General features: G+C 71.6%; 21 protein-coding genes and 2 riboswitches. Of the genes, 3 read left to right on the top strand and 18 right to left on the bottom strand.

Annotated features, from left to right (window positions below; translation table 11 throughout):
- Positions 1-434: 434 nt before the first annotated feature.
- The 6 genes from ACZ62B_RS21195 to ACZ62B_RS21170 form a co-directional block, all read right to left on the bottom strand.
- Positions 435-2,705, bottom strand: coding sequence for a putative bifunctional diguanylate cyclase/phosphodiesterase (locus ACZ62B_RS21195; protein ID WP_344560779.1), 2,271 nt, complete (start codon positions 2,703-2,705; stop codon positions 435-437).
- 259 nt (positions 2,706-2,964) lie between these two features.
- On the bottom strand, positions 2,965-5,160 hold the full coding sequence (gene ligA / locus ACZ62B_RS21190) for an NAD-dependent DNA ligase LigA (RefSeq protein ID WP_469691688.1): 2,196 nt from the start codon (positions 5,158-5,160) through the stop codon (positions 2,965-2,967).
- A gap of 14 nt (positions 5,161-5,174) precedes the next feature.
- A complete protein-coding gene (locus tag ACZ62B_RS21185; RefSeq protein ID WP_468879736.1) occupies positions 5,175-6,182 on the bottom strand; it encodes a methionine synthase in 1,008 nt (335 codons plus the stop codon).
- 123 nt (positions 6,183-6,305) lie between these two features.
- The gene (locus tag ACZ62B_RS21180) at positions 6,306-7,004 is read right to left on the bottom strand and encodes an SDR family oxidoreductase (RefSeq protein WP_469691686.1); all 699 of its coding nucleotides are present in this window, start codon (positions 7,002-7,004) and stop codon (positions 6,306-6,308) included.
- Between the two features lie 18 nt (positions 7,005-7,022).
- Entirely contained in the window at positions 7,023-7,562 is a 540-nt protein-coding gene (locus ACZ62B_RS21175; RefSeq protein WP_344560783.1) for an LOG family protein, read from the bottom strand.
- Entirely contained in the window at positions 7,559-8,362 is an 804-nt protein-coding gene (locus tag ACZ62B_RS21170; RefSeq protein ID WP_468887780.1) for a class I SAM-dependent methyltransferase, read from the bottom strand. Before ACZ62B_RS21170 ends, ACZ62B_RS21175 begins: the two co-directional genes overlap by 4 nt.
- An 86-nt stretch (positions 8,363-8,448) precedes the next feature.
- Between ACZ62B_RS21170 and ACZ62B_RS21165 the strand changes: the two genes are divergently transcribed.
- Both ACZ62B_RS21165 and ACZ62B_RS21160 read left to right on the top strand, forming a co-directional pair.
- A complete protein-coding gene (locus ACZ62B_RS21165) occupies positions 8,449-8,772 on the top strand; it encodes a DUF427 domain-containing protein (protein WP_344560784.1) in 324 nt (107 codons plus the stop codon).
- A gap of 80 nt (positions 8,773-8,852) precedes the next feature.
- Positions 8,853-9,632: an alpha/beta fold hydrolase gene (locus ACZ62B_RS21160; protein WP_344560785.1), complete on the top strand. Its 780-nt coding sequence runs from the start codon at positions 8,853-8,855 to the stop codon at positions 9,630-9,632.
- A 28-nt stretch (positions 9,633-9,660) separates the two neighbouring features.
- Here the strand turns inward: ACZ62B_RS21160 and mnmA are convergent, their stop codons facing one another.
- The gene (mnmA, locus tag ACZ62B_RS21155) at positions 9,661-10,791 is read right to left on the bottom strand and encodes a tRNA 2-thiouridine(34) synthase MnmA (RefSeq protein WP_344560786.1); all 1,131 of its coding nucleotides are present in this window, start codon (positions 10,789-10,791) and stop codon (positions 9,661-9,663) included.
- Between the two features lie 59 nt (positions 10,792-10,850).
- On the opposite strand from mnmA, the gene ACZ62B_RS21150 reads away from it, so the two are divergent.
- On the top strand, positions 10,851-11,555 hold the full coding sequence (locus ACZ62B_RS21150) for an N-acetylmuramoyl-L-alanine amidase (RefSeq protein ID WP_469691682.1): 705 nt from the start codon (positions 10,851-10,853) through the stop codon (positions 11,553-11,555).
- Here the strand turns inward: ACZ62B_RS21150 and ACZ62B_RS21145 are convergent.
- The 11 genes from ACZ62B_RS21145 to ACZ62B_RS21095 form a co-directional block, all read right to left on the bottom strand.
- Positions 11,552-12,721, bottom strand: a complete 1,170-nt coding sequence (locus ACZ62B_RS21145) for a cysteine desulfurase family protein (RefSeq protein WP_344560788.1) — start codon at positions 12,719-12,721, stop codon at positions 11,552-11,554. The genes ACZ62B_RS21150 and ACZ62B_RS21145 overlap by 4 nt on opposite strands.
- A gap of 224 nt (positions 12,722-12,945) precedes the next feature.
- Complete coding sequence (locus ACZ62B_RS21140) at positions 12,946-13,803, bottom strand: thioesterase family protein (protein ID WP_344560789.1); 858 nt, start codon at positions 13,801-13,803, stop codon at positions 12,946-12,948.
- A gap of 59 nt (positions 13,804-13,862) precedes the next feature.
- Positions 13,863-14,519, bottom strand: coding sequence for a trimeric intracellular cation channel family protein (locus ACZ62B_RS21135; RefSeq protein ID WP_073936375.1), 657 nt, complete (start codon positions 14,517-14,519; stop codon positions 13,863-13,865).
- A gap of 139 nt (positions 14,520-14,658) precedes the next feature.
- A complete protein-coding gene (locus ACZ62B_RS21130; protein WP_469691680.1) occupies positions 14,659-16,284 on the bottom strand; it encodes an ABC transporter ATP-binding protein in 1,626 nt (541 codons plus the stop codon).
- Positions 16,281-17,282, bottom strand: a complete 1,002-nt coding sequence (locus tag ACZ62B_RS21125; RefSeq protein WP_344560790.1) for an ABC transporter ATP-binding protein — start codon at positions 17,280-17,282, stop codon at positions 16,281-16,283. The genes ACZ62B_RS21130 and ACZ62B_RS21125 overlap by 4 nt, the downstream gene beginning before the upstream one ends.
- Before the next feature lie 6 nt (positions 17,283-17,288).
- Positions 17,289-18,248: an ABC transporter permease gene (locus tag ACZ62B_RS21120; RefSeq protein ID WP_344560791.1), complete on the bottom strand. Its 960-nt coding sequence runs from the start codon at positions 18,246-18,248 to the stop codon at positions 17,289-17,291.
- A gap of 1 nt (position 18,249) precedes the next feature.
- Positions 18,250-19,254, bottom strand: a complete 1,005-nt coding sequence (locus ACZ62B_RS21115; protein ID WP_468879753.1) for an ABC transporter permease — start codon at positions 19,252-19,254, stop codon at positions 18,250-18,252.
- 107 nt (positions 19,255-19,361) lie between these two features.
- Positions 19,362-21,035, bottom strand: a complete 1,674-nt coding sequence (locus ACZ62B_RS21110; RefSeq protein ID WP_468725232.1) for an ABC transporter substrate-binding protein — start codon at positions 21,033-21,035, stop codon at positions 19,362-19,364.
- Between the two features lie 401 nt (positions 21,036-21,436).
- Positions 21,437-22,186, bottom strand: coding sequence for an enhanced serine sensitivity protein SseB C-terminal domain-containing protein (locus tag ACZ62B_RS21105; RefSeq protein WP_344560821.1), 750 nt, complete (start codon positions 22,184-22,186; stop codon positions 21,437-21,439).
- Positions 22,187-22,574: 388 nt separating this feature from the next.
- Entirely contained in the window at positions 22,575-23,354 is a 780-nt protein-coding gene (locus tag ACZ62B_RS21100; protein ID WP_468887787.1) for an enhanced serine sensitivity protein SseB, read from the bottom strand.
- A gap of 69 nt (positions 23,355-23,423) precedes the next feature.
- Positions 23,424-24,092: an AAA family ATPase gene (locus ACZ62B_RS21095; RefSeq protein ID WP_107425266.1), complete on the bottom strand. Its 669-nt coding sequence runs from the start codon at positions 24,090-24,092 to the stop codon at positions 23,424-23,426.
- 223 nt (positions 24,093-24,315) lie between these two features.
- Positions 24,316-24,416, top strand: a riboswitch (glycine riboswitch).
- A riboswitch (glycine riboswitch) is annotated at positions 24,417-24,547 on the top strand.
- The last annotated feature ends 74 nt before the right edge of the window (positions 24,548-24,621 follow it).

Below are 24,621 nucleotides of genomic sequence, written 5' to 3'. Positions count from 1 at the left end.
CTTCTTGAACACGTTGACGAGCTGCTCGGTGACCTTCTTCTCCGCCCGCGCCCTCCCCCCGGCCAGGACCTCCGGCGCGAGGTCGATGGACCGGTCCCGCGGCAGACCGATCGCCCGCACCGCCAAGAGCTCGTCGGTCCCGGTGAGCATGGTCCCCATCACCCGGGGCTTCCCTTGAGGCACCGGGGAAGGCACGACTGCCCGCGGTGACGGCGGCAGGCGATCGCCGACGGCGGGGAGGGGACGGGGCGGGGGTGGCCGCCCGCAGCGGCTGGCGCGTCCGCACCCCGCACCCCCACCAAGGAACGCAGTCGCGCCAGTCCGAGGACGGACACCCCCGACGCGGCCCCGACCCACCCACCCACCGCAGGCGCTACACACGCCCCCACCGGACCGAAAGCTGCGCCGCAGGCATCCCGCCCACCCAGCGCAAGCTATTCGTCGGCCGTGGTCGTCGCGGCCGGGAGCGCCGCGGCCGGGCGTTGCCAGCCGCGGGAGCCGCGGGCGAGGAGCCAGGCCGTGGTCTCGTCCGGCGGCATCGCCGCGGCGACCAGCCACCCCTGCACCGCGTCACAGCGAAGATCGCGCAACCGCTCCCACGTCTCGTCGTCCTCCACCCCCTCCGCGACGACGAGCAGCCCCAGCGAATGCGCCAGATCGACCGTGCAGCGCACGATCTCCGCGTCCTCCGCGTCCACGGCCAGCCGAGCCACGAACGACCGGTCGATCTTCAGCTCGCTCACCGGCAGCCGCCGCAGATGCACCAACGACGAGTACCCCGTGCCGAAGTCGTCCAGCGACATCTTCACCCCGTGCCCGGTCAACGCGTTCAACGTGTCGGCCGCACGCTGCGGGTCCTCCAGCAGCACATGCTCGGTGATCTCCAGTTGCAGCGCCCCCGCCGGCACCCCGTACCGAGCCAGCCGCGCCGCCACGGAGCCCGCGAAGCCCGGCGAGTGCACATCGCGCGGAGACACGTTCACGGCGACCGGCACGAACAACCCCTGGGCCCGCCACCGCGCGACCTGCCCCAGCGCGGTCTCCAGCACGTACTCGGTGAGGTGCGGCATCAGCCCGGACGACTCGGCGATCGCTATGAACTCGTCCGGCGGCACCTTCCCCCGCTCCGGGTGCACCCACCGCACCAGCGCCTCGAGTCCCGCGACCTGCCCGTCGAAACGCACCTTCGGCTGGTAGTGGAGCTCGACCTCCCGGGCGTCCAGCGCCCGCCGCAGGTCCCCCAGCAGCCCCAGCCGGTCAGGGGTGTTGGAGTCCCGCTTGGACTCGTACGCCTCGACCCCCGTACGGTCCCGCTTGGCCTGATACATCGCCACGTCCGCCCGCCGCAACAGCCCCTCCGCGTCGTCGGCGTGGTCGGGAAAGACGGCGACCCCCGCGCTCGCCTCCAGGACGAGGGTGAGCCCGTCGAGGTCGAGCGGGGAGCTGAGGGCGGCGACGAGGGAACGGGCGACGCGGGTGGCGGCCGTCGTGGAGTCGGCGACGGGCAGTAAGACGGCGAACTCGTCACCGCCGAGCCGCGCGGCCTCCGCCCCGCGCGGCAGGGCGATTCTGAGCCGGTCGGCTATCTGCAGCAGCAGCCGGTCACCGGCGAGATGCCCGAGGGTGTCGTTGACCGACCGGAACCGGTCCAGGTCGATCAGCATGAGCGCGGCGCGGGCGTCGATCCGCTCCGCGTCGTCCAGCGCGGTCCAGATGCGCTCCAGCAGCCACTGCCGGTTCGGCAGTCCGGTCAGCGGATCGCGGAGCTGCTCCTCGGCCCGCGCGCGGGCTATCCACAGCGTGGAGTCGAGGGCGATCAGCGGAATGGAGAACAGGGGCAGCAGCACCGGTTTGGCATCGGCGACCACACACACCAGCGGCGCTATGCCGAGCAGGGCGACAGCGACCAGGCCCTGCCGGACCAGCGCGGTACGGGCCACGGTGGGCAGCCCCGCGCGGGGGGTCTGCAGGTACCACAGCAGACCGCGGGTGACCGCGAGATAGACCGCGGCGACCAGCACCACCCCCGGGGCGGTGTACGGCGTCCAGGTGTCCGGGGCCGACGGCGACTCGACGGACGGCACGGAGCCGAACGCGGCCAGCACCAGCGCACCGGCGCCGATGCCGAGCAGGTCCACCGCGCCGTGCAGCACGCCCTGCCGCCAGCGGCCCCGCCGGGCTATGCCGACCAGCACCACGACGGTGAGGCTGACCATCCCGGCCGGGACCCAGCCGTACGACAGCAGCACCGCGAGAGTGAGGGCGGCGCCGGAACCCGTACCGCCCCACCACCGGGAGCGGCCCAGCATCACCAGATGGCCGACGATGATTCCGGTCAGCACCGCCAGCGACCAGCCGACGGTGCCGGACGGGAAGAGCGCGTGCCCTCCGGTGAACGCCCGCAGGAAGCCCGCGCCGAGCACGAAGCCGGCCGCGGCGACGACCGCCGTGGGCAACGCGGGCCAGGACGGGTGCCGTTCCGCGTCCGCATCGGACAGCCCGGCCAGCCCGGGACCGTGCCCGGCGACCGGCTGCCCGACACCGCGCGAGCCCGCCCCGCGCGCGTCCGCGGTAAGCGCCCCGGTGCGCCCCTTTGCGCCCGGCCGCCCCGCGGGCCGCCCGTCCTCACGGCCGCGCAGCCATGCGACCGCCATGCGGCGCAGGCGCAGCCGTGAGCCCGGGGCGGCGCTCTCGGTCGGTTCCATTCCCGTCCCTCTCCCAGCCGGCGGTGCCCACGCCACGCGGCCCGATGCCCGACGACCCTCAGCGGCTCCGCGGTGGAAAGCCCTTACCCCGGACCCCTCACGAGTACGGGTTGCCCCGACCGCAGCTGGGCACGGCAGGCGCACATCTCAACAGTAGGCCGCAGAAGGCCTGTACGGGCACCGGTCGCCGACGGTTGCCCGAATGCGCCCCAGCCACCCGTATGCATCTGATATGCGCCGATCGGCCGACCTTCAACCGCTACTCCTCGGCCGAAAGAGCGACGTCCGCCGCGGCCTTCGGGCCCTGTCCGAGGAGGACGGTGAAGCCGTCCTCGTTCAGAACCGGCACCTTGAGCTGCATCGCCTTGTCATATTTCGTCCCGGGATTGTCACCCACAACGACGAACGACGTCTTCTTGGAGACGGATCCGGTCACCTTCGCCCCCTGGCTCTGCAGCGCCTCCTTCGCGCCGTCCCGGGTGAAGTTGTCCAGGGTTCCGGTCACCACGACAGTGAGCCCTTCCAGCGGACGCGGCCCCTCGTCCTCCCCCGGCCCCTCGTCCTCCATACGGACACCGGCCGCTTTCCACTTGCGGATGATCTCCCGGTGCCAGTCCTCGGCGAACCACTGCTTGAGCGAGGCGGCGATGGTCGGGCCGACCCCTTCGGTACCCGCCAGCTCCTCCTCGGTGGCCTGCTCGATGCGGTCGACGGAGCGGAACTCACGGGCCAGCGCCTCCGCCGCGACCGGACCGACGTGACGGATCGACAGACTGGTCAGCACCCGCGCCAGCGGACGCTCCTTGGCCGCCGCGATGTTCGCCAGCATCGCGACCGCGTTCTTCCTCGGCTCGCCCTCCTGGTTGGCGAAGACGGTGGCGATCTTCTCCTCGCCGGTCTTCGGGTCCCGCTTGGGCAGCCCGCTGTCCTGGTCGAGGACGTACGCCTTGATGGGCAGCAACTGCTCGACGGTGAGGTCGAACAGGTCGCCCTCGTCCCGCAGCGGCGGGTCCGCGGGCTCCAGCGGCCTGGTCAGCGCCGCCGCGGCGACATAGCCGAAGTGCTCGATGTCCAGCGCCTTCCGCCCGGCCAGGTAGAACAGCCGCTCCCGCAACTGTGCCGGACACGTACGGGCGTTGGGGCAGCGCAGGTCGACGTCGCCCTCCTTCATCGCCTTCAGCGGCGTACCGCACTCGGGGCACTCGGCCGGCATCACGAACTCGCGCTCGCTGCCGTCCCGCAGGTCGGCGACCGGACCGAGGATCTCCGGGATCACGTCACCGGCCTTGCGCAGCACCACCGTGTCGCCGATGAGGACGCCCTTGGCCTTGACCACGTCCTGGTTGTGCAGGGTGGCGAACTCGACCTCGGATCCGGCCACCGTGACCGGTTCGACCTGGGCGTACGGCGTGACCCTGCCCGTACGGCCCACCCCCACGCGGATGTCGACCAGCTTGGTGTTGACCTCCTCGGGCGCGTACTTGTACGCGATGGCCCAGCGCGGCGCGCGCGAGGTGGTGCCGAGGCGGCCCTGCAGGGAGATCTCGTCGAGCTTGACGACGACCCCGTCGATCTCGTGCGCCACGGAGTGCCGGTTCTCGCCGTAGTACGCGATGAACTCCCGTACGCCGGCGAGGCCGTCGACCACCTTGTTGTGCTCGGAGGTGGGCAGGCCCCAGGCCTTCAGCAGGTCGTAGCCCTGGGAGAGGCGGGTCATGCCCTTGTAGCCCTCCAGGACGCCGATGCCGTGCACCACCATGTGCAGCGGGCGGGAGGCGGTGACCCGGGGGTCCTTCTGGCGCAGCGAACCGGCCGCCGCGTTGCGCGGGTTGGCGAAGGGCTTGTCGCCGGCCGCGACCAGGCGGGCGTTGAGCCCCTGGAACTTCTCCATCGGGAAGTAGACCTCCCCGCGGATCTCCACCAGGTCGGGCACCTCGTCGCCCTTCAGCCGGTCCGGGATCTCGGCGATGGTGCGCACGTTGGGCGTGATGTCCTCGCCGGTGCGGCCGTCGCCGCGGGTCGCCGCGCGGACCAGCCGCCCCCGCTCGTAGGTGAGGTTGACGGCGAGGCCGTCGACCTTCAGCTCGCACAGGAAGTGGAACTTCTGCTCGCCCAGCTCCTTGTGGATGCGCTCGGCCCACGCGGCGAGGTCGTCGTCGTTGAACGTGTTGTCGAGGGAGAGCATGCGCGAGACGTGCCGCACGGAGGTGAACTCCGTCTCGTACGCCCCCGCGACCTTCTGGGTCGGCGAGTCCGGGGTGCGCAGCTCCGGATGCTGCTCCTCCAGCGCCTCCAACTCCCGCAGCAGCCGGTCGAAGTCGGCGTCGCTGATGACGGGGGCGTCGTTCACGTAGTACCGGAAGCGGTGCTCCTCGATCTGCTCAGCGAGCCTGGCGTGCTTCTCCCGTGCCTCGGCGGGCACGCTCGTCGTCTCCGCTTGCTTGTCGCCGGCCACCGTGTGTCCTCCCGTTACTCTGGGTTGTCCGCGAGGGATCTCGCCGCCCGGACGCAATGGGCGAGGGCCCTGCGCGCGTACTCCGGGGAGGCCCCCGCGAGTCCGCACGCCGGAGTGAGCGTGACCGCCTCCGGGAGGAGTCCCGGCCGCAGCCCCAGCCTGCGCCAGAGCGTCCTGACACCCATGACGCTACCGCCAGGGTCCGACAACGGTCCGTCCGTGCCCGGGACGACACCGGCGAACAGCCGGGTCCCGCTCTCCACCGCTTCCCCGATCACCTCGTCGTCACGCTCGGTGAGGAGGGAGAAGTCGAAGGAGATCCCCGTCGCGCCCGCCCGGCGCAGCAGGGCGAACGGGACGTCCGGTGCGCACGAGTGGACCACGACGGGCCCGCCGTCGTGAACCCCGACGACGTCCCGCAGCGTGGCCTCGACGATCTGCCGGTCCACCGCGCGGTGGGTGCGGTAGCCGCTGGCGGTCCGCACCTGTCCGCGCAGTACGGCGGTGAGGGAGGGTTCGTCGAGCTGCAGGACGAGCCGCGCGCCGGGTACGCGCCGCCGCATCTCGGCGAGGTGGAGGCGCAGTCCCTCGGCGAGGGAGGCGGCGAGGTCGCGGCAGGCGCCGGGGTCGGAGAGGGCGGCCTCGCCGTTGCGCAGCTCCAGGGCGGCGGCGAGCGTCCACGGGCCGACCGCCTGGACCTTCAGGAGGCCCTGGTACTCCTGGGTGAACTCCTCCAGCGCGTCGAGGTCCTCGCCGAGCCAGGAGCGGGCGCGCTTGGTGTCGCGGCCGGGGCGGTCGCCGAGGCGCCACCCGCTGGGTTCGACGCGGGCGTACAGCTCCACGAGCATGCCCGCGGTGCGGCCGATCATGTCCGCGCCGGGGCCGCGGGCGGGGAGCTCGGGGAGGTGGGGGAAGGTCTCGAAGCTGCCGGTGACGGTTTTGGCGGCCTCCCGGGCGTCCCCGCCCGGCATGGAGCCGATCCCTGTCGCGGGGGCGAAGCTGAACTGGCTGTTTTCGCTCACCCGTAGAGCGTACGGATGTTTTTCGCCCCCGCCGCCCCTACCCGTCCCATCCCGGGGGCGCTGCCCCCGGACCCCCGCTCCTCAAACGCCGGAGGGGCTGGATGGTGTTGGAGGGGCTGAAAGTCACCACCCCGGTCGGACCGTCAGGTCGTTGATCTCCGCGTCGGCCGGGAGGTCCAGGGCCGTCACGATGGTCGTGGCGACCGACTCGGGGTCGATCCACCGCGCGGGGTCGTACTCCTTGCCCTCCTGCTGGTGGACCTTGGCCTGCATGGGGCTGGCCGTGCGGCCGGGGTAGACCGAGGTGACACGGACGCCATGGCCGTGCTCCTCGTGGCGCAGGGAGTCCGCGAGGGCCTTCAGGCCGTGCTTGGAGGCCGCGTACGCGGACCAGTCGGCGTGGGCGGCCAGGCCGGCGCCGGAGTTGACGAAGATCACGTGGCCCCGGCTCGCGCGGAGCTGGGGCAGGAAGTGGCGGGTCAGCTCGGCGGGGGCGATCAGGTTGACGTTGAGCTGGTGCCGCCAGGTCTTCGGGGTCAGCTCGCCGACCGGGCCGAGGTCGACCACGCCGGCGATGTGCAGGAGGGAGTCCACCCGGTCCGGGAGCGACTGGTGGGAGAAGGCCCAGGAGAGCTTGTCCGGGTCCGCCAGGTCGCCGACGAGGGTGCGGGCGCCGGGGAACCGGGCCGCCAGTTCCTTCGCCCGGCCCGCGTCGCGCGCGTGCAGGACGAGTTCGTCCCCGCGCGCGTGCAGGCGGCGGGCGACGGCCGCGCCGATGCCGGAGCCCGCTCCGGTGATCACATGTGTAGCCATGCCCGCCATGCTCGCATCATCGGGCGGTCACTTTTCGCCCAGGCTCTCCTCCAGGTAGGCCAGCGCGCCCACCGGCTCCTCGGCGAAGAACACCAGGTCGGTGAGCGGGCGGGGCAGGAAGCCCTCGTCCTCCATGCGGCGGAACTGCTCCTTGAGGCCGTCGTAGAAGCCCGCGGTGTTGAGCAGCACCACCGGCTTCTCGGTGTGTCCGTGCTTCTTCAGCTCCAGGATCTCGGTCGCCTCGTCGAGGGTGCCGGTGCCGCCGACCATGATGACCACCGCGTCGGCCTTCTCCAGCAGCAGCCGCTTGCGCTCGGCGAGGTCACGCGCGATCACCATCTCGTCGACGCCGTCGCGCGCCTTCGCCGCGAGGAACTCCACGGAGACGCCGAGGAGCCGCCCGCCCGCCTCCTCCACCCCGTCGGCGACGACCTTCATCAGGCCGACGTCGGAGCCGCCCCACACCAGCGTGTGCCCGCCCTTGCCGAGCAGTCGCGCGAACTCCCGCGCGGGGCGTGTGTAGCGTTCGTCGAGGTCGGCGGCGGAGAGAAAGACACAGATGTTCACGGACCCACAGTACGGGCCCGGTCGGACATCGCGGTCAGTCGCATCTTCGACTGCCGGTGCGGCAGCTCCTCCCAGTCGTCCATGAACCGCGCGGTGAGGCCGTACCCGGCGGCCAGTTCCACCAGCGTCTCCGTCCGGTAGTAGAAGTCCTCGTGCAGCACCTGGTGCTCCTCGCCCTCCGTGCGGTCGAAGGTGAAGTCGAAGAACCCGCCGGGCGCGAGCACCCTCCCGACGTGCGCGAAGCACTCCTCGATGACGTGCCGGGGCGAGTGCGAGAAGACGCTGTGCGCGTGGACGACGTCGAAGTGCCCGTCGGGCAGGAAGGCGAAGGTGAGGTCGTTCGCGAGGGACAGGTACGGCAGCTTGGCCTGGAGTCCGTCGCGTACGAGGGTGTCCTGGGCGGCGAGCAGGATGTGCGGCGAGATGTCGATGCCGTGGTAGTGGCCGGGTTCCAGGTGGTCGATGAAGAGGCGTCCCGCGCGGAGGTTGCCGCAGCCGATCTCCAGCATCCGGTGGTCGGGCCGCAGCCCGTGCCGCAGCAGGTAGTCGAACTGCATCCGGCCGATGCGCGCCCACTGCTCGCGCGAGGGGTTGTGGCCGACCGCCGCCTCGGCGCCGCGGGCCGCGTCGGAGGCCATCACCGCGCGGTAGTAGGCGATGTGGTCGCGGTGGAGCAGCCGCAGCCAGGTGTCGCGCAGCGCGCGCCGCGCGTGGGCGGGGACGCGCCCCGGATGGCGCAGGGCGTAGCCGGCCCGGTGGGCGAGGGTGCCGCGGTTCCGGCCGGTGTCCTTGGCTCCCATGGGTCCTCCTGCGGGTCCTCCTCGGGAAGAAGTCCGCTTCAGCGTGCGCTGTACTCGCGGAGTCGGCTACCCGAGGAGGGACGATCGTGACCACAGGCCACCGCATCACCATCGAGGCCAGTGACCGGCACGTGCGCGTGGTGCACGGCGGGCAGGTGCTGGCGGAGAGCGACGGGGCGCTGCTGCTGAAGGAGACGGGCTGCCCGGACCGGTACTACATCCCGCCGGCGGACGTACGGCTCGACCTGCTGACACCCTCCGGGACGCACACGCGCTGCCCCTTCAAGGGCACCGCGTCCTACTGGTCGCTGCCGGACGCGGCGGACCTGGTCTGGGCGTACCCGGAGCCGAAGCCGGACGTCGCGCGGATCAAGGACCACCTCTGCTTCTACGAGGTCGAAGTCGGCTGATCACGTAAACGGGTTGTGCTGGGCGAACGCGCCGCCCGCCTCACCGATGAACGCCGTCCCGTGCGGCAGTCTGGCGTGACATGGACAAGAACATCTCTTCGCGTGACGGCACCTCCCTGGCGTACGAGAGCGCCGGGCGGGGTGCCACGATCGTTCTCGTCAGCGGCGCGATGTCGACGGGCGGCACGGTGGCCCCGCTGGCGGCGCCCCTCTCGGAGCGGTTCCGGGTGGTCGTGTACGACCGCCGGGGCCGGGGCGGCAGCGGGGACACGGCGCCGTACGCGGTGGAGCGCGAGGTCGAGGACCTGGCGGCGCTGATCGGGGCGGTGGGCGGCGAGGCCGCGCTGTACGGCGTCTCCTCGGGCGGCGCGCTGGCGCTCAGGGCGGCGGCGAGCGGACTGCCGGTGCACCACGTCGCCGTGTACGAGACGCCGTACGCGATGTCCGAGGAGGATCTCGGGGAGCGGGCGCGCTACACCGAGCGGCTGACGGCGGCGCTCGCCGAGGGGCGGCGCGGGGACGCGGTGGAGCTGTTCCTGCGGCTGACCGGACTCGGCGAGGACGTCATCCAGGGCGCGCGGCAGTCACCGATGTGGGCCGGGATGGAGTCGATCGCGCCGAGCCTCGCGTACGACGACGCCGTGATGGGCGACGGGAGCGTACCGCGCGAGCTGCTGGCGTCGATCCGCGTCCCGGTGCTGTCGATCGCGGGCGACGCGAGCCCGGCGTGGATGCGTGAGGCCGCGCGGGCGATCGCCGAGTCCGTCCCCCGGGGCACGTACCGCACCCTGGAGGGCCAGACCCACATGGTCGAACCGGACGTCCTGGCCCCGGTCCTGGCGGAGTTCTTCACGCGGTGAGCGCCCCGCCGGGCCCGGAGGAGCGCCCTCAGGCCACGCCGGCCGTCGCCCGCACCGTCGACGCGATCGTCGCCGAGCCCACCACGCGGGTGCCGTCGTACAGGACGATCGCCTGGCCGGGGGCGACGCCGCGGACGGGTTCGGTGAAGCTCACCCGGAGTTCCCCGTCGACGAGTTCCGCCGTCACCCCGGTCTCGCCGCCGTGGGCGCGCAGCTGGGCCGTGTAGGTGCCGGGGCCGGACGGGGCGGCGCCGCACCAGCGGGGCTTGATCGCGGTGAGGGCGGTGACGTCGAGGGCCGCCGCGGGGCCGACGGTGACCGTGTTGGTCACCGGGGAGATGTCGAGGACGTAGCGGGGCTTGCCGTCGGGGGCGGGGGTGCCGATCCGCAGGCCCTTGCGCTGGCCGATGGTGAAGCCGTACGCGCCCTCGTGGCTGCCGACCTTGGTGCCGGACTCGTCGACGATGTCGCCCTCGGCCTTGCCGAGGCGGTTCGCGAGGAAGCCCTGGGTGTCGCCGTCGGCGATGAAACAGATGTCGTGCGAGTCGGGCTTCTTGGCCACGGCCAGTCCGCGCCGCTCGGCCTCCGCGCGGATCTCCTCCTTGGTGGTGACCGTGTCACCGAGGGGGAACATCGCGTGGGCGAGCTGGCGGTCGTCGAGCACGCCGAGGACGTAGCTCTGGTCCTTGGCCATGTCGGAGGCGCGGTGCAGTTCGCGGGTGCCGTCCTCGCGCAGGATCACCTGGGCGTAGTGGCCGGTGCAGACCGCGTCGAAGCCGAGCGCCAGCGCCTTGTCCAGCAGGGCGGCGAACTTGATCTTCTCGTTGCAGCGCAGGCACGGGTTGGGGGTGCGGCCGGCCTCGTACTCGGCGACGAAGTCCTCGACGACGTCCTCGCGGAAGCGGTCGGCGAGGTCCCACACGTAGAACGGGATGCCGATGACGTCGGCGGCGCGGCGGGCGTCGCGCGAGTCCTCGATGGTGCAGCAGCCCCGCGCGCCGGTACGGAACGACTGCGGGTTCGCGGAGAGCGCGAGGTGGACGCCGGTCACGTCGTGGCCCGCTTCGGCCGCGCGGGCGGCGGCGACGGCGGAGTCGACTCCGCCGGACATGGCGGCCAGGACGCGGAGGGGGCGGGAGCGCTGCGAGGTGTCAGTCATAACCCCTCCAGGGTACGGGGCACGGGAACCACGGCCGCCGGAAATCCGTTTACGATCATATGGGGGCGCGAAAAGCATCAGCTGACGGGGACCGGCGCATCGGGCGGCGGGCCCTGATCGTGGGCGGGGTGGCGGCAGCGGCGGGCACGGCGGCGCTGGCGCGGGACGAGCTGGCGCGGCTGTGGTGGCGCGTGCCGGGCGTCGAGAAGCCGCGCGAGCAGGGCGTGGTGGACTACGCGGGCGCCCGCTGGGTGGCGGCCTCGGACGCCAACTGGCGCCGCGCGGACCGGCCGGACGACTTCGGCGTCGACATGGTGATCGTCCATGTCACCCAGGGCAGCTTCGACAGCGCGGTGCAGGCGTTCCAGAACCCGGAGCACAAGGCCGCCTCGCACTACATCGTGGGCCAGGACGGCCGCGTCACCCAGATGATCCGCGAGCTGGACGTGGCCTACCACGCGGGCAACCGCGACTACAACGAGCGCAGCGTCGGCATCGAGCACGCGGGCTTCGTGGACCGCCCCGAGGACTTCACGGACGAGATGTACGAGGCGTCGGCCCGCCTCACCGCACGGATATGCGCCCGCTACGACATCCCGGTCGACCGCGACCACGTCATCGGTCACGTCGAGGTCCCGGGCACGGACCACACCGACCCGGGGCCGCACTGGGACTGGGACCGCTACATGAAACTGGTCCGGCGGGCCCGCACGGAGCAGGCCCGATCCGGTCCCCCGGGCTCCCCGTCGGCAACGGCGGGCTAGGTCAGCCCCGCCGCCCGGGCCCGTTCCACCGCCGGTCCGATCGCCTTGGCCAGCGCCTCCACGTCGGCCTCCGTGGAGGTGTGACCGAGGGAGAAGCGCAGGGTTCCACGGGCCAGGTCGGGATCGGTTCCGGTGGCCAGGAGGACATGGCTGGGCTGGGCGACGCCGGCGGTACAGGCGGACCCGGTGGAGCACTCGATGCCCTGCGCGTCCAGGAGGAGCAGCAGGGAGTCGCCCTCGCAGCCGGGGAAGGTGAAGTGCGCATTGGCCGGAAGACGCCCCCCGGGCGCGGGGTCGCCGCCGAGGACGGCGTCCGGGACGGCCTCGCGGACCGCGGTGACCAGGTCGTCGCGCAGCCTGCCGATCTCGCGGGCGAACCACTCCTGCTGCTCGGCGGCGAGCCGCCCGGCGGTCGCGAAGGAGGCGACGGCGGGGACGTCGAGGGTGCCGGAGCGGACGTGGCGTTCCTGTCCGCCGCCGTGCAGGACGGGCACGGGGGTGTGCTCGCGGCCCAGGAGCAGCGCGCCGATGCCGTACGGGCCGCCGATCTTGTGCCCGGACACGGTCATCGCGGCGAGCCCCGACGCGGCGAAGTCCACCGGGACCTGGCCGAAGGCCTGGACCGCGTCGGAGTGCAGCGGCACGCCGAACTCAGCGGCGGTCTCGGCGAGTTCGCGGACCGGCAGGATCGTCCCGATCTCGTTGTTGGCCCACATGACGGTGGCGAGGGCGACGTCGTCGGGGTCGCGGGCGATGGCCTCGCGCAGGGTGTCCGGGTGGACCCGGCCGTGGGAGTCGACCGGCAGGTACTCGACGGTGGCGCCCTCGTGCTCGCCGAGCCAGTGGACGGCGTCGAGGACGGCGTGGTGCTCGACGGGGCTGGCGAGGACCCGGGTGCGGGCCGGGTCCGCGGCGCGCCGGGACCAGTAGAGCCCCTTCACGGCGAGGTTGTCGGCCTCGGTTCCGCCGGAGGTGAACACGATCTCGCTGGGCCGGGCGCCGAGGGCCTCGGCGAGGGTTTCGCGGGCCTCCTCGACGGTGCGCCGGGCGCGGCGGCCGGCCGCGTGGAGGGAGGAGGCGTTGCCGGTGACGCCCAGGTGCGCGGTGAGTGCCTCGACCGCCTCGGGAAGCATCGGGGTGGTCGCGGCGTGGTCGAGGTAAGCCATGGTGGGGCCGATTCTACGGGCCCCGTGCAGCGGCCACGGAGTGCGGTTGGCCGGGATGCGCCGCCCGCCCGGAAGCCCGACGGGAGCGTGCCGTCCGCCTGCGCGAGTCCGAGGTCCGGGGCGGGGCGGGTGGGGTTCGTCTCGCCCCCGCCGCCCCCATCCGTCCCGTACCCGGGGGCGCCGCCCCCGGGCCCCCGCTCCTCAAGCGCCGGAGGGGCTGGTTCTCACAGGCGGGCCCGTGCCAGTTGGCGGGACTGGGCCACCAGGCGGTCCTCGCTGTCCCAGACCTCCGCGTCCTCCTCCAGGAAGCCGCCGGCGAGGTTGCGGGTGGTGATCGAGACGCGCAGGGGGCCCGGGGCCGGGCGGCAGCGGACGTGGACGGTCAGCTCCACCGTGGGGACCCAGCCGGACAGGCCCAGTTCGAAGGCGGTCGGCGGCAGGGCGTCCACCGCGAGGAGCAGCGCGAACGGGTCGGGGTCCCGGCCGTCGGCGAGACCGAACCAGGCCCGCATCTCCCCCTTGCCGGAGGGCTGTCCGAGCGCCCATCCCAGGGTCGAGGGGTCGAGCTTGAGCATCAGGCGCTCGGTGATGGCGGAGCTGCCGTCGACCGGGGCGGGGCCGTCCTCCGGGCCGAAGCACTGCTCCATCGGCGGTATCGCGGGCGGCTCGGCGGTCGTACGGACGTCGTCGGGGAGGGAGTCCAGATCGCCGTAGGAGGCGAGGACGCGGATGCGCTCCACCTCGTCGCCCCGCTCGTCGAACTGGAACAGGGACGCCTGACCGGTCGACAGGGTCCGTCCGGTGCGCACGGTCTCGGTGCGGACGACCGCCGGGCCCGGCTGGGAGGCGGTCAGGTAGTGCGCGGAGATGGTGAACGGGTCGGCGTGCGGCAGGGCGTCCGCGAGCGCGCGGCCCAGGACCGCCAGCAGGTAGCCGCCGTTGACGGCGTTGATGATCGTCCAGCCGGCGGAGAGGTCGATGTCGTAGACGCCGGGCGCGCGGGGGGTGAGCGCGGTGTCGCGGTCGAACTCACTGGCGCCGATGGTGGCCCTGACGGGCTGGGCGGAGGCTGCTTCTGGCATGGCTGAACAGTACAAGAAGATAATACTAAGCGGTAGCTTTGTTCTCGCGGCCCGCGGGACTACTCCTCCCGGACCGTCGAACGGCGGTGCCATGCGCGAGGGGCCCGCCAGTGGTAGCGCATCGCGAGGATGCGCAGCACGAAGGCCGTGACCACGGCGACGCTGCTGGTCCCCGCGTTCAGCACGTCGTAGCGGATGCACAGCGCGGTCAGGGCGGCGCCGACGATGGCCGGGACGGCGTACAGGTCGCGGTCCCAGCGCAGCAGCGACGGCACCTCGTTGGCGAGCACGTCGCGCAGCACACCGCCGCCGACCGCGGTGGCCAGGCCCAGACAGGCGGAGGCGGTCAGGCCGAGGCCGTAGTCGTACGCCTTGGTCGTGCCGACGACGCAGAACAGGCCGAGGCCGGCCGCGTCGAAGACGTTGACGCCGGTCTGGATGCGTTCCACGTGCGGGTGGAGGAAGAACACCAGGACCGTGGCGAGCAGCGGGGTGACGAAGTACCCCAGGTCGGTGAAGGCGGCGGGCGGTACGGCGCCGATGACCAGGTCGCGGAAGAGTCCGCCGCCGAGCGCGGTGACCTCGGCGAGCACGGCGATGCCGAAGACGTCGAAGTTCTTGCGGACGGCCAGCAGGGCGCCGGAGATCGCGAAGACGAAGATGCCGATCAGGTCGAGCGTGTGCAGGACGGACGGACTGAACAGTTGCTGGAGCACCCTTACATTCTCACCCAGCAAGAACCCCTCGCCTTGCAAAGCAAGGCGAGGGGCGGTGTGAACTTGCTGTCCGGGATCCCGTCGGGCGATATCCCGGACGCGGGCGAAGACCCGGCCGACGGCTGCGGCCGTCGGCCGTCTATACGGCCTTGTCGGCGGCGCCGGCTTTCCCGGCGGCCTTCGCCTTGCCGGCGGCCTTGGCCTCGCCGGCCTCTTCCGCGCTCTCGGCCTTCGCCTCGGCGGTCTCGGCGGCCTCGGCCTTCTCGGCGCTTTCGGCGTCGTCGGCGTTCTCGGCCTTCTCCGCCTTGGCGGCAGTCGCGGCCTTGTCGGCGGACTCGGCGTCGTCGGTGCTCGCGACCTCGTCGGCCTCGGCAGCCTTCTCCGCGCTCACGGCCTTCTCAGCCTCGTCGACGGTCCCGGCCTCGTCAGCCTTCGCCACGCTCTCGGCGGCCTCGGCCTTCTCAGCGCTCTCGACCTCGTCGGCCTTCTCGACCTCGTCGGCCTCGGCAGCCTTCTCCGCGCTCACGGCCTTCTCAGCCTCGTCGACGGTCCCGGCCTTCTCGGCGCTCTCGGCCTCGTCGGCCTCGGCGGCCTTGTCGGTGGTCTCCGCCTTCTCCGCCGGCTCGGGCGTGTCCCCCTGCTCCGGCACGGTCTCCTGCTTCGGCGGGCCGGGCTGTTCCGGCACCGCCGGGGTGCCGGGCTCCACGGGCGTCGGGTTGTCGTCCACGCCCTCGCGGGTCGCCGACACGACCTCGCCCGTGGTCCGCTTCAGCGTCCCGGCCGCGATCTCGTCGGCGAAGTGGCAGGCCACCCGGTGGCCGCCGCCGATGTCGCGCAGTTCGGGGCGTTCGGTCGAGCAGCGCTCGGCCTGCGCCCACGGGCAGCGCGTGTGGAAGCGGCAGCCGCTGGGCGGGTTCGCCGGGGAGGGCAGGTCGCCGGTGAGCAGGATGCGCTCGCGCTTGTCCTCCACCTCCGGGTCCGGCACCGGCACGGCCGACATCAGGGCCTTGGTGTACGGGTGCTTCGGCTCGGCGTACAGCGCGTCGCTCGGCGCCTCCTCGACCAGCGAGCCCAGGTACATCACGCCGATCGTGTCGGAGATGTGCCGGACCACCGCGAGGTCGTGGGCGATCACCACATAGGTCAGGCCGAGTTCCTCCTGGAGCTCGTCCAGCAGGTTGATGACCTGGGCCTGGACCGACACGTCGAGCGCGGAGACCGGCTCGTCGCAGATGATCACGTCGGGTTCGAGGACGAGGGCGCGGGCGATGCCGATGCGCTGGCGCTGGCCGCCGGAGAACTCGTGCGGGTAGCGCGAGAGCGCGTTGGAGGGCAGGCCGACCTTGTCCAGGATCGACTTGATCTTCTCCCGGCGCTCCTCCTGGTCCTTGCCGATGCCGTGGGCGATCATGCCCTCGGACAGGATCGACTCGATGTTCTGCCGGGGGTTGAGCGAGCCCAGCGGGTCCTGGAAGACCATCTGGAGCCGGCGCCGGAAGCGGCGCATCTCCTCGCCGGGCAGCTTCGCCAGGTCGGTGCCGTCGAGGACGACGGAGCCCTCGGTGATGTCCACCAGCCGCAGCACGGACCGCCCGAGGGTGGTCTTGCCGCAGCCGGACTCGCCGACCAGACCGTAGGTCTCGCCGGCCTCGACCTTCAGGGACACCCCGTCCACGGCGTAGACGTGACCGACCGTGCGGTCGACGAAGACGCCCTTCTTGATGGGGAAGTGGACCTTGACGCCGTCCAGTTCGAGCAGGCTCATGCGGTGACCTCCTCGGCCTTCGCGTCGTCGAGTACGGGGTTGACGCACCGCACCTGGTGGCCGGCCGCGCGCGGCTCGGTGAGCTGCGGGGTGCCGGTCAGGCAGCCCATCTCGTACCGGTCGCAGCGGGGCGCGAAGGCGCAGCCGTCGGCCCAGGCGATGCGGTCGTTGATGGAGCCCCGGATGGGCTTGAGGGGTTCGCCCCGGGGAGCGTCCAGCCGCGGGATGGAACCCAGCAGTCCGTGCGCGTAGGGGTGGGTCGGGTGACCGAACAGCTCACGGCGCCCGGCGGACTCCACGGTCTTGCCCGCGTAGAGCACGTTGACCTGGTCGCAGAGTCCTGCGACCACGCCGAGGTCGTGGGTGATCATCAGCAGGGCGGTGCCCTCCTGGTCCACGAGTTCCTTGAGCAGCTCCAGGATCTGCGCCTGGATCGTCACGTCGAGGGCCGTGGTGGGCTCGTCGGCGATGAGCATGCGGGGGGCGCAGGCCACCGCCATGGCGATCAGCGCGCGCTGGCGCATGCCGCCGGAGAGCTGGTGCGGGTACTCCTTGAGCCGCCGGGTCGGGTCGGGGATGCCGACCCGGTCCAGCAGGTGGGCGGCCTCCTTGCGGGCGGCCTCGCCCTTCATCCCGCGGTGGCGCTCCAGGATCTCGGTGACCTGCACGCCGACCGGCACGACCGGGTTGAGCGAGGACAGCGGGTCCTGGAAGATCATCGCCATTTCGCTGCCGCGCAGGTCGCGGCGGGCGGACGGGCTCATCGTGAACAGGTCCGCGCCGTCGAACTCGGCACGGCCGCCGATGGTGACGCCCTTGCTCGGGAGCAGGCCCATCAGGGCCAGGGAGGTGACGGACTTCCCGCAGCCGGACTCGCCGACCAGGCCCACGACCTGGCCCTGGTCGACCTCGAAGGAGACGCCGTCGACCGCCCGGGACTCCTTGCGGCCACGGCCGCCGAAGGTGATGGTCAGTTCGTCGACATTGAGCAGAGACATGGTGGTTCAGCCCCTCAGCTTCGGGTCGAGGGCTTCCCGCATGGCCTCGCCGAGGAGGGTGAAGCCGAGGGCGGTGATGATGATGCCGACGGCGGGGTAGACCGCCATCATCGGCGCGTTGTCGAAGAACCGCTGCGCCTGGGTGAGCATGACGCCCCACTCGGGGATGGCCGGGTCGGGGTTGCCGAGGCCCAGGTAGGACAGGGCGGCCGCCTCGATGATCGCGGTGGCCAGGGAGAGCGTGGCCTGCACGATCACCGGGCTGAGCGAGTTGGGGATGATCTGCGAGAGGACGATGCGCCGCTTGCGCACACCGAGGGACTGGGCGGCGAGCACGTAGTCCGAGCTGCCCTGGGCCAGCATGGAGCCGCGCAGCAGCCGGGCGAACACCGGGATCTGGACGACACCCACGGCGATCATCACGGTGGTCAGCGACTGACCCATGACCGCGGCGATGGACACGGCCAGCAGCAGCGAGGGCATCGCCAGCATGATGTCGATGAAACGCATGATGACGGAGTCGATGCGCTTGCCGGTGTCACCGCCGAGGGTGGCGAAGGCGCCGGCGAGGCCGCCGATCACGAAGCCGATGATCAGACCGATCATCGTGGCGACGACACCGACGAGCAGCGTCTGGCGGGCGCCGACCAGCATGCGGGAGAACATGTCCCGGCCGAGGTGGTCGAGCCCGAACCAGTTCTCGCCGCGCATGCCGACGAACTCGCCGCGGTTGGGGAAGACCTCGCCGCGCCAGGTCTGGGCGGTCGGGGAGAACGGGGCGATGTAGGGCCCGATGATCGCGAGGACGACGAACAGGGCGATGACGACCGCGCCGATGATCGCCATCTTGCTGCGCTTGAGGCGGCGGAACGCCTCCCGCCACAGGCTGGCGCCGGTGCTGGTCTCCTTGGTCGCGGCCAGTTCCGCGAGCCGCTGGATCTTGTCGGTCTTGGTGGCGACACTCATGTCAGTGCACCCGCACTCTCGGGTCGATGAGGCTGTACGCCAGGTCCACCAACAAGTTGATCAGGACGTATATCAGCGCGATGAACATGATGAACCCGACGAGCACGGGGTAGTCGCGGCCGTCGATCGCGGTCCGGATGAAGGAGCCGATGCCGCCGAAGGAGAACACGGACTCGGTCAGGACCGCGCCGGACAGCAGGGAGCCGGTGAGCAGGCCGACCGCGGTCACCACGGGGAGCATCGCGTTGCGCAGCACGTGCCGGGTGCGGACGACGCTCCGCTTGAGGCCCTTGGCCTCGGCGGTGCGGACGTAGTCCTCGTCCTGCACCTCGAGGACGCTGGCGCGGGTCATGCGCACGATGACCGCGAGCGGGATGGAGGCCAGGGCGACGGCGGGCAGGATCAGGTGCGTGATCGCGTCCCAGGAGGCGTCGAACTCCCCGGTGAGGATGCCGTCCAGGACGGCGAAGCCGGTCACGTCGGTGGCGTTGATGCCGGTGTCCTGGCGTCCGTAGCTGGGGAAGATCCCGAGCTGGACGGCGAAGATCTGCTTGAGGATCAGGGCCAGGAAGAAGACCGGGATGCAGATGCCGACGAGCGAGCCGGAGACCGCGCTGACGTCGAGCCAGCCACCGCGGTTGCGGGCCGCGAAGTAGCCGAGGGGCACGCCGACGGCGACCGCGATCAGGATCGCGAGGAGCGACAGCTCCACGGTCGCGGGGAAGCGCAGGACGAACTCGTCCCACACCGGCTGTCCGGTCTGGGTGGAGGTGCCCAGGTCGAGTTCGGCGATGCGCTTGAGGAAACGCCAGTACTGGACGTAGACGGGCTGGTCCAGCCCGAGCGCGCGGTTGATACGCGCCACTTCGGCCTCGGTGGCCTTCTCCCCCAGGATCGCTGAGGCGGGCCCACCGGGCAGACGGTCGAGCCACAGGAAGAGCAGAACCGACAGGCCGAGCAGCGTGGGTATGAGCTGGAGCAGTCTTCGTACGACGAGACGCAGCACCCCGCATGCCCCTTTCTTGCGTGATGTCTTACATGAATGGACCCGCCCGGCCGCCGAGTTGCGACGACCGGGCGGACCCCCCGTTTCGGTTTCCTACCGCTGCTCGCCTACTTGAAGGACGTCTCGGCGAAGACTTCCTGCGTCAGCGGGGAGACGTTCGGCGGGTTCACGTTCTTGGCGAAGGCGATGGCCGGCGGGGAGGACGAGATCGGGACGCCCGGGAGGTAGTCCATGATGACCTCGTTGGCCTTCTCGTACGCGGCGGTGCGCTCCTCGGCCTTGCCCATCTTCGAGCCGGCGTTCACGGCGTCGAAGACCTTCTTGTCCTTGAAGCCCCACTGCTTGTCGTACCCGGCGAACCAGGTGCCGATGAAGTTGTAGCCGTCGTTGAAGTCACCGGTCCAGCCGAGCATGTGCAGGTCGCAGGAGCCCGCCTCGGTGGCGTCGATGTAGTCCGGGGCCCACTTCATGGCCTTCGGCGTGACGGTGATGCCGGCCTTCTCCAGGTCGGCCTTCATCAGCTCGAACAGGTCCTGCGGGGCAGGCATGTACGGGCGGGTGACCTCGGTCGGGTAGCAGAACTCGACCTTGAGCTTCTCCTCACCGGCCTTCTTGAGGAGGTTCTTCGCCGCGGCGGTGTCGTACGGGTACTTCTTGACGTTCTTGGAGTAGCCCGCGATGGTGTCCGGCATGAACTGGTCGGCGACCTTGCCGCCCTCGGGCAGCTGGGTCTTGACCAGGTTCTCCTTGTCGATCGCCTGCGCGATCGCCTGGCGGACTTCCTTCTTCTTGAGGGCCTTGTTGGCCTCCTGGCTCATGCCCACGTAGAAGAGGTTGAAGACGCCACGGGTCGGGACGACGAAGCCCTCGTCCTCGAGGGTCTTGACGTCGGCCGGCGCGACCAGGTCGTAGCCGTCGATGTCACCGGCCTGGAGCGCCTGGCGGCGGCCCTCTTCGGTGTCGATGGTGCGGAAGACCAGGTTCTTGATCTTCGCCTTCTCGCCCCAGTAGTCGTCGAAGCGCTCAAGGGTGACTTCCTTGTTGCCCTTGTTCCACTTCGTGATCTTGTACGGGCCGGTACCGGCGACCGTGCCGGCCTCCTGGCTGTACTTGGGGTACGTGATGGCGTCGCCCTTGGCGGTCGCCTCCTCCTTCGCGTACTCCTTGAGGGCCTTCGGCGAGTGGATCGCCAGGGCCTGGAGGGAGAAGCCGCCGGGGAGGTTGGCGGAGGGCTCGTTGACCTCGATGACGGCGGTGTTCTCGTCCTTCGCGGTGCAGGACTTGTAGTTCGCCTTGGGCGTCTCCTTGTCCTCGTTCTTCGCGAAGCCGCCCATGATGGTCTGCCAGTAGTAGGAGACCGCGCTGGACTGGTAGGTGCCCGTCCAGTTGAACCAGTGGTCGTAGTTGGCGCAGACCGCCGCGGCGTTGAACGCCTCGCCGTCGTGGAACTTCACGTTCTTGCGGAGGTTGAAGGTCCAGACGGTGCCCTCGTCGTTGCTCGACCAGGTCTCGGCGAGGCCGCCGACCAGCTTGGTGCCGCCGGACTCGTGCTCGAGCAGGGCCTCGAACGCCTGGCGCGTCACGCGGAAGGTTTCACCGTCGCTCGCGAGGGCAGGGTCCAGGGAACCCGGGTCACCTGCACCGGCGAAGACGAAGGTGTCCTTCTTGCCGCCGCCGCTTTCGTTGTCAGCGTCCCGTTCGCTGGAGCAGCCCGTGGCGATCAGACCGACCGCCACCGCGGCCGTGATCGCCCGAGCGGTTCGGGACTTGAATATGCGCATACTGGGGCCACTCCGGGTCCGCTATGTGGATGCATCTTGACCGGCCGAACACTACAGACGTTCGCAGTCGGTCAGGAACAGTCCGGATAGCGGTGATACCTACCTGAGATCTGAACAGTTGACATAAGGGACGGTTCAGGCGTTCCCCCGTCAAGATTTAACCCGCCGGACACGGAAGCGCCGTCGCGACGGCCGCCCAGGTGACGCCGGGGAAGCGTGAAGAACGGGTGAAACCGCAGGTGACGGGCGGTCAACAGGTAGTCGCTGAGCGCGCATGGCCGAAAATGTGGCGGGAAACCAGCGGCATGCGGCAGGCCAAGCGGACGCGGTTACTCCGACCCCCTGACCCTGTCCACTCCGTGGACAGTGACGCCCCGTCAGCACGGCGGCGTCCGGGCCGGTCAGCCCCGGTGCGCGGGCGGGTAGCCGTAGGCCGCGGCGGGGGGCGGCACGGCGCCGTGGGCCTCCCGGTCGTAGAACGGGCGGGAGTTGGCGCGCAGCCACATGGCGACCGGGTCGTGCTCGTCGGACATCGCGACGGTCGACACGGGCAGTCCGTCCGGGACCGCGCCGAGGGACTGCTGCATCATCGCGCGTACGGCGTCCACGGCGGGCGGGGAGGTGTCGTACACGTCCAGGCCGATGGCGAGGTACGGGGCGCCCAGCGCGGGCTGCACCCAGGCGCGGCGCAGGGCGCGGACGGCCGGGGTGCGGTGGGCGTTCTGCGCGAGGAGGGCGTAGAACTGCGGGATCTCGATGGCCGGTTCGGACAGCCGCAGCGGTCCGGCGGGCTGGCGGTCCAGGCCGCCGGCGATCCGGCGCAGGTCCAGCCAGGGGATGCCGACGCCGCCGCCGGGGGCGTGCGGATTGAGCCAGAGTCCGTAGTGGTCGGGGTAGAGCGCGCGGGCCACTTCGAGGCCGTCGACCACCTCGTACGACCGGTTCCAGCCGCTGGCGGACAGCTCCTGGGCGGAGGTGACGCAGGGGGCGTAGCCGAAGCCCTCGACCTCCATGTTCCCGTACTGGGCGTCAGGGGAGCCGGCCTGGCCGTGCCAGAGCAGCATCCAGACCTGGCCGGAGGCGGGGGTCGCGAGGGCGCGCAGCAGTGCCTCGTACGCGTCGTAACGCCCGGGCGTCACCTGGCGCAGCATGTGCTCGACCTGTCCGGTCGCCGCGGTGCCAGCGCTCACTTGTATCGCCCCTCCGTACCTCGCCAGCGGATGGACCTAGCTTAAGCCGACACCGTGCGGCGGGCTGCCTGGCTGCATCGCGGTGAGCTCGCGGGAGAGCTCGGGGCCGTGGCGCCGTGGGCGGGTGCGGGTTTGTTGTGGCTTGTCGCGCAGTTCCCCGCGCCCCTTCAGGGGTTGGTCGCGCCCACGCGGCGGAGCCGCACATCGATACAGCCCCGCGCCCCTTCAGGGGTTGGTCGCGCCCACGCGGCGGAGCCGCACATCGATACAGCCCCGCGCCCCTTCAGGGGTTGGCCGCGCCCACGCGGCGGAGCCGCACATCGATACAGCCCCGCGCCCCTTCAGGGGGTTACTGCTGGCGCTGGTAGAAGGGGTGGACCTTGGTGCGGAGCCAGTCGCCGACCGGGTCCTGGGCGATGTCCAGGACGATGAGGTTGACCGGCCAGGGGGACGGGGTCCGGCCGAGGGCTCGGCCCAGGGCGTTCAGGGGGAGGGTGCGGGCGTCGCCCTCCCATTGGGAGAGTTCCACGCCGATGAAGAGGACCGGGTCGGCCGTCTCGATCGCGGCGAGGCAGCGGCGGGCGGTGGTCACCACGCCGAGGGCGTCGAACTCCGCCGAGGCGGCGGCGAGGAAGTCCAGCGGGTCGTCCTGCCAGTCGGGTTCGAACAGCCGGACCCGGCCGCCGGTCGCCGGGCCGTCCAGCGGGGTGCGTCCGGCCCGGCACAGCTCGGCGACGGCCGGCGGCGGCAGCGGGATGCCGACCACGCCGCCGGGGTTCACCGCGATCCCGGCCTGCGGCGGCAGCCCGCGGGCGAACTCCACGGCGGGCGCGATCGTGTACGACATGTGGGAGCCGACGACCTGGCGGAACTGCTCCTCGGAGCTGAAGACGGGGACGTGGACCTGACCGTCGATCTCCATGGTGGGCAGGTCCAGCGGGCCGCTGTCCGGGCCGCCGCCGTTCGGCAGCGGGACCCAGACGAAGCTGCGGCCCAGCACCTCGACGATCCTGCCGCCCGCCGAGGGGACGCCGAGGGAGGCGGAGAGCACCTCCTCCAGCTCGTTGCCGGGCCACCCGCCGTGCGGGTGGGGGTGCGTCTGTGCCGGGAAGTCCGCCGGGAAGTCCATCTGCCTACCGCCTGCTGCCTGGAACCGCTGCTGTGGCTGGAAAGGCTACCCGTCGGCCCGCGGCGCCGGTCAGCCCGTGAAGCCGACCCGGCGCAGCGCGTCCGCCGCGTCCCGGTCGATCAGGACCGCCGAACCCGCGCCCGCCGGCAGCGCGCCCCGCTCCACCGCGCGCAGCAGCCGCTCGCTCGCCGCGCGGTGGCGCAGGAACGCGTAGCGGGAGACACCGCGCCCGCGTTCGCGCTGGCCGGCCAGGGCCTGCTGCGGGGTGACGTCGAGCAGCAGCAGATGCAGGCTCGCGCCCCGGCGGCGGGCCTCGCGGGCCAGCCAGCGGCGCACCCAGGCCTGCGTACCGCAGTCGTGCACGACGACCGGCCCCCCGGTCCGCAGCACGCGGCGCAGCCCGGCGTAGTGGGCGAGGCGGACCAGCGGGCGGTAGACCGCGTACGGCAGGAGGCGCGGCATGCGGCCGTCCCAGCGGTCCCGGGTGTCCTGGGAGTCGACGCGGGTGCCGCGCACCGTGCGCCGCATCAGGGTGGACTTGCCGCTGCCGGGCAGCCCGGTGACCACGACGAGGTCCCGGGGTCCGAAGAGCAGGGCGCGCGGGCTGCGGCCGGCCCGTGCGCGCAGATCGCGGACTACGGGCGCCGGCAGCGCGCCGCGGGCCCGACGGGCCTGAGCGGCCGGCTGCTGGGGCAGCGTGACGCCCGTGGTGGTGGCGCACGCCGTGGTCCTGTTCACCGTGATCGTCCTCCCCTGGGGCCGGGTACGAGTACCGATCCCCGCCGAGTGTAAAGAGAAGGTAATGCCGGGTGTCTGTCGTTTCCGTCCGTTTCCTGAAACAGGCTTGTCACAGCCCCCTGTGACGATGCCCGCACACCCTGTGCACCCCCTGGGAAGGGTCCCCCTGCCGCGCCCCCGCGATGCGTGCAATGATGTGCGCGCCAACTGCATACCGGCCGTTTGAATCCGCGCGGGAGAGTCCCCGGCACCGTTTGCCGCCGGGGCGCCGAAGGAGCAAGTCCCTCCCTTGAATCTCTCAGGCCCCGTTACCGCGCGGGCGAGGCACATCTGAAAAGCGGGCCGCCGAAGGGCATCAGCAGTGCTCCGGTGGCTCCACCCAAGGTGCAAGCCAGGGCGCCCCTGCGTGGGCGGTCATGGCGAACCTCTCAGGTTCCGATGACAGATGGGGAGGAAACGTCCTCGCCTTCCCCCACGCCCGAATGAATTCGCGCGGGAGGGACCCCCATCGCCTCTGGGAGACCGACCG

This window comes from Streptomyces sp. NPDC053426 (genome assembly GCF_055585405.1).
The sequence above is the reverse complement of the archived record's forward strand: the minus strand, read 5'-3'. Positions and strand labels throughout refer to the sequence as shown.

Bases quoted from the DNA above. Each gene is read 5' to 3' on its own strand.
- ACZ62B_RS21160 (WP_344560785.1), top strand. From the start codon at position 8,853: ATGGACAAGAACATCTCTTCGCGTGACGGCACCTCCCTGGCGTACGAG.
- ACZ62B_RS21125 (WP_344560790.1), bottom strand. From the start codon at position 17,282: ATGTCTCTGCTCAATGTCGACGAACTGACCATCACCTTCGGCGGCCGT.
- ACZ62B_RS21110 (WP_468725232.1), bottom strand. From the start codon at position 21,035: ATGCGCATATTCAAGTCCCGAACCGCTCGGGCGATCACGGCCGCGGTG.
- mnmA (WP_344560786.1), bottom strand. From the start codon at position 10,791: ATGACTGACACCTCGCAGCGCTCCCGCCCCCTCCGCGTCCTGGCCGCC.
- ACZ62B_RS21180 (WP_469691686.1), bottom strand. From the start codon at position 7,004: ATGGCGGGCATGGCTACACATGTGATCACCGGAGCGGGCTCCGGCATC.
- ACZ62B_RS21140 (WP_344560789.1), bottom strand. From the start codon at position 13,803: ATGCCAGAAGCAGCCTCCGCCCAGCCCGTCAGGGCCACCATCGGCGCC.
- ACZ62B_RS21150 (WP_469691682.1), top strand. From the start codon at position 10,851: ATGGGGGCGCGAAAAGCATCAGCTGACGGGGACCGGCGCATCGGGCGG.
- ACZ62B_RS21170 (WP_468887780.1), bottom strand. From the start codon at position 8,362: ATGGGAGCCAAGGACACCGGCCGGAACCGCGGCACCCTCGCCCACCGG.
- ACZ62B_RS21130 (WP_469691680.1), bottom strand. From the start codon at position 16,284: ATGAGCCTGCTCGAACTGGACGGCGTCAAGGTCCACTTCCCCATCAAG.
- ACZ62B_RS21120 (WP_344560791.1), bottom strand. From the start codon at position 18,248: ATGAGTGTCGCCACCAAGACCGACAAGATCCAGCGGCTCGCGGAACTG.
- ACZ62B_RS21100 (WP_468887787.1), bottom strand. From the start codon at position 23,354: ATGGACTTCCCGGCGGACTTCCCGGCACAGACGCACCCCCACCCGCAC.
- ACZ62B_RS21145 (WP_344560788.1), bottom strand. From the start codon at position 12,721: ATGGCTTACCTCGACCACGCCGCGACCACCCCGATGCTTCCCGAGGCG.
- ACZ62B_RS21105 (WP_344560821.1), bottom strand. From the start codon at position 22,186: ATGCTGCGCCAGGTGACGCCCGGGCGTTACGACGCGTACGAGGCACTG.
- ACZ62B_RS21195 (WP_344560779.1), bottom strand. From the start codon at position 2,705: ATGGAACCGACCGAGAGCGCCGCCCCGGGCTCACGGCTGCGCCTGCGC.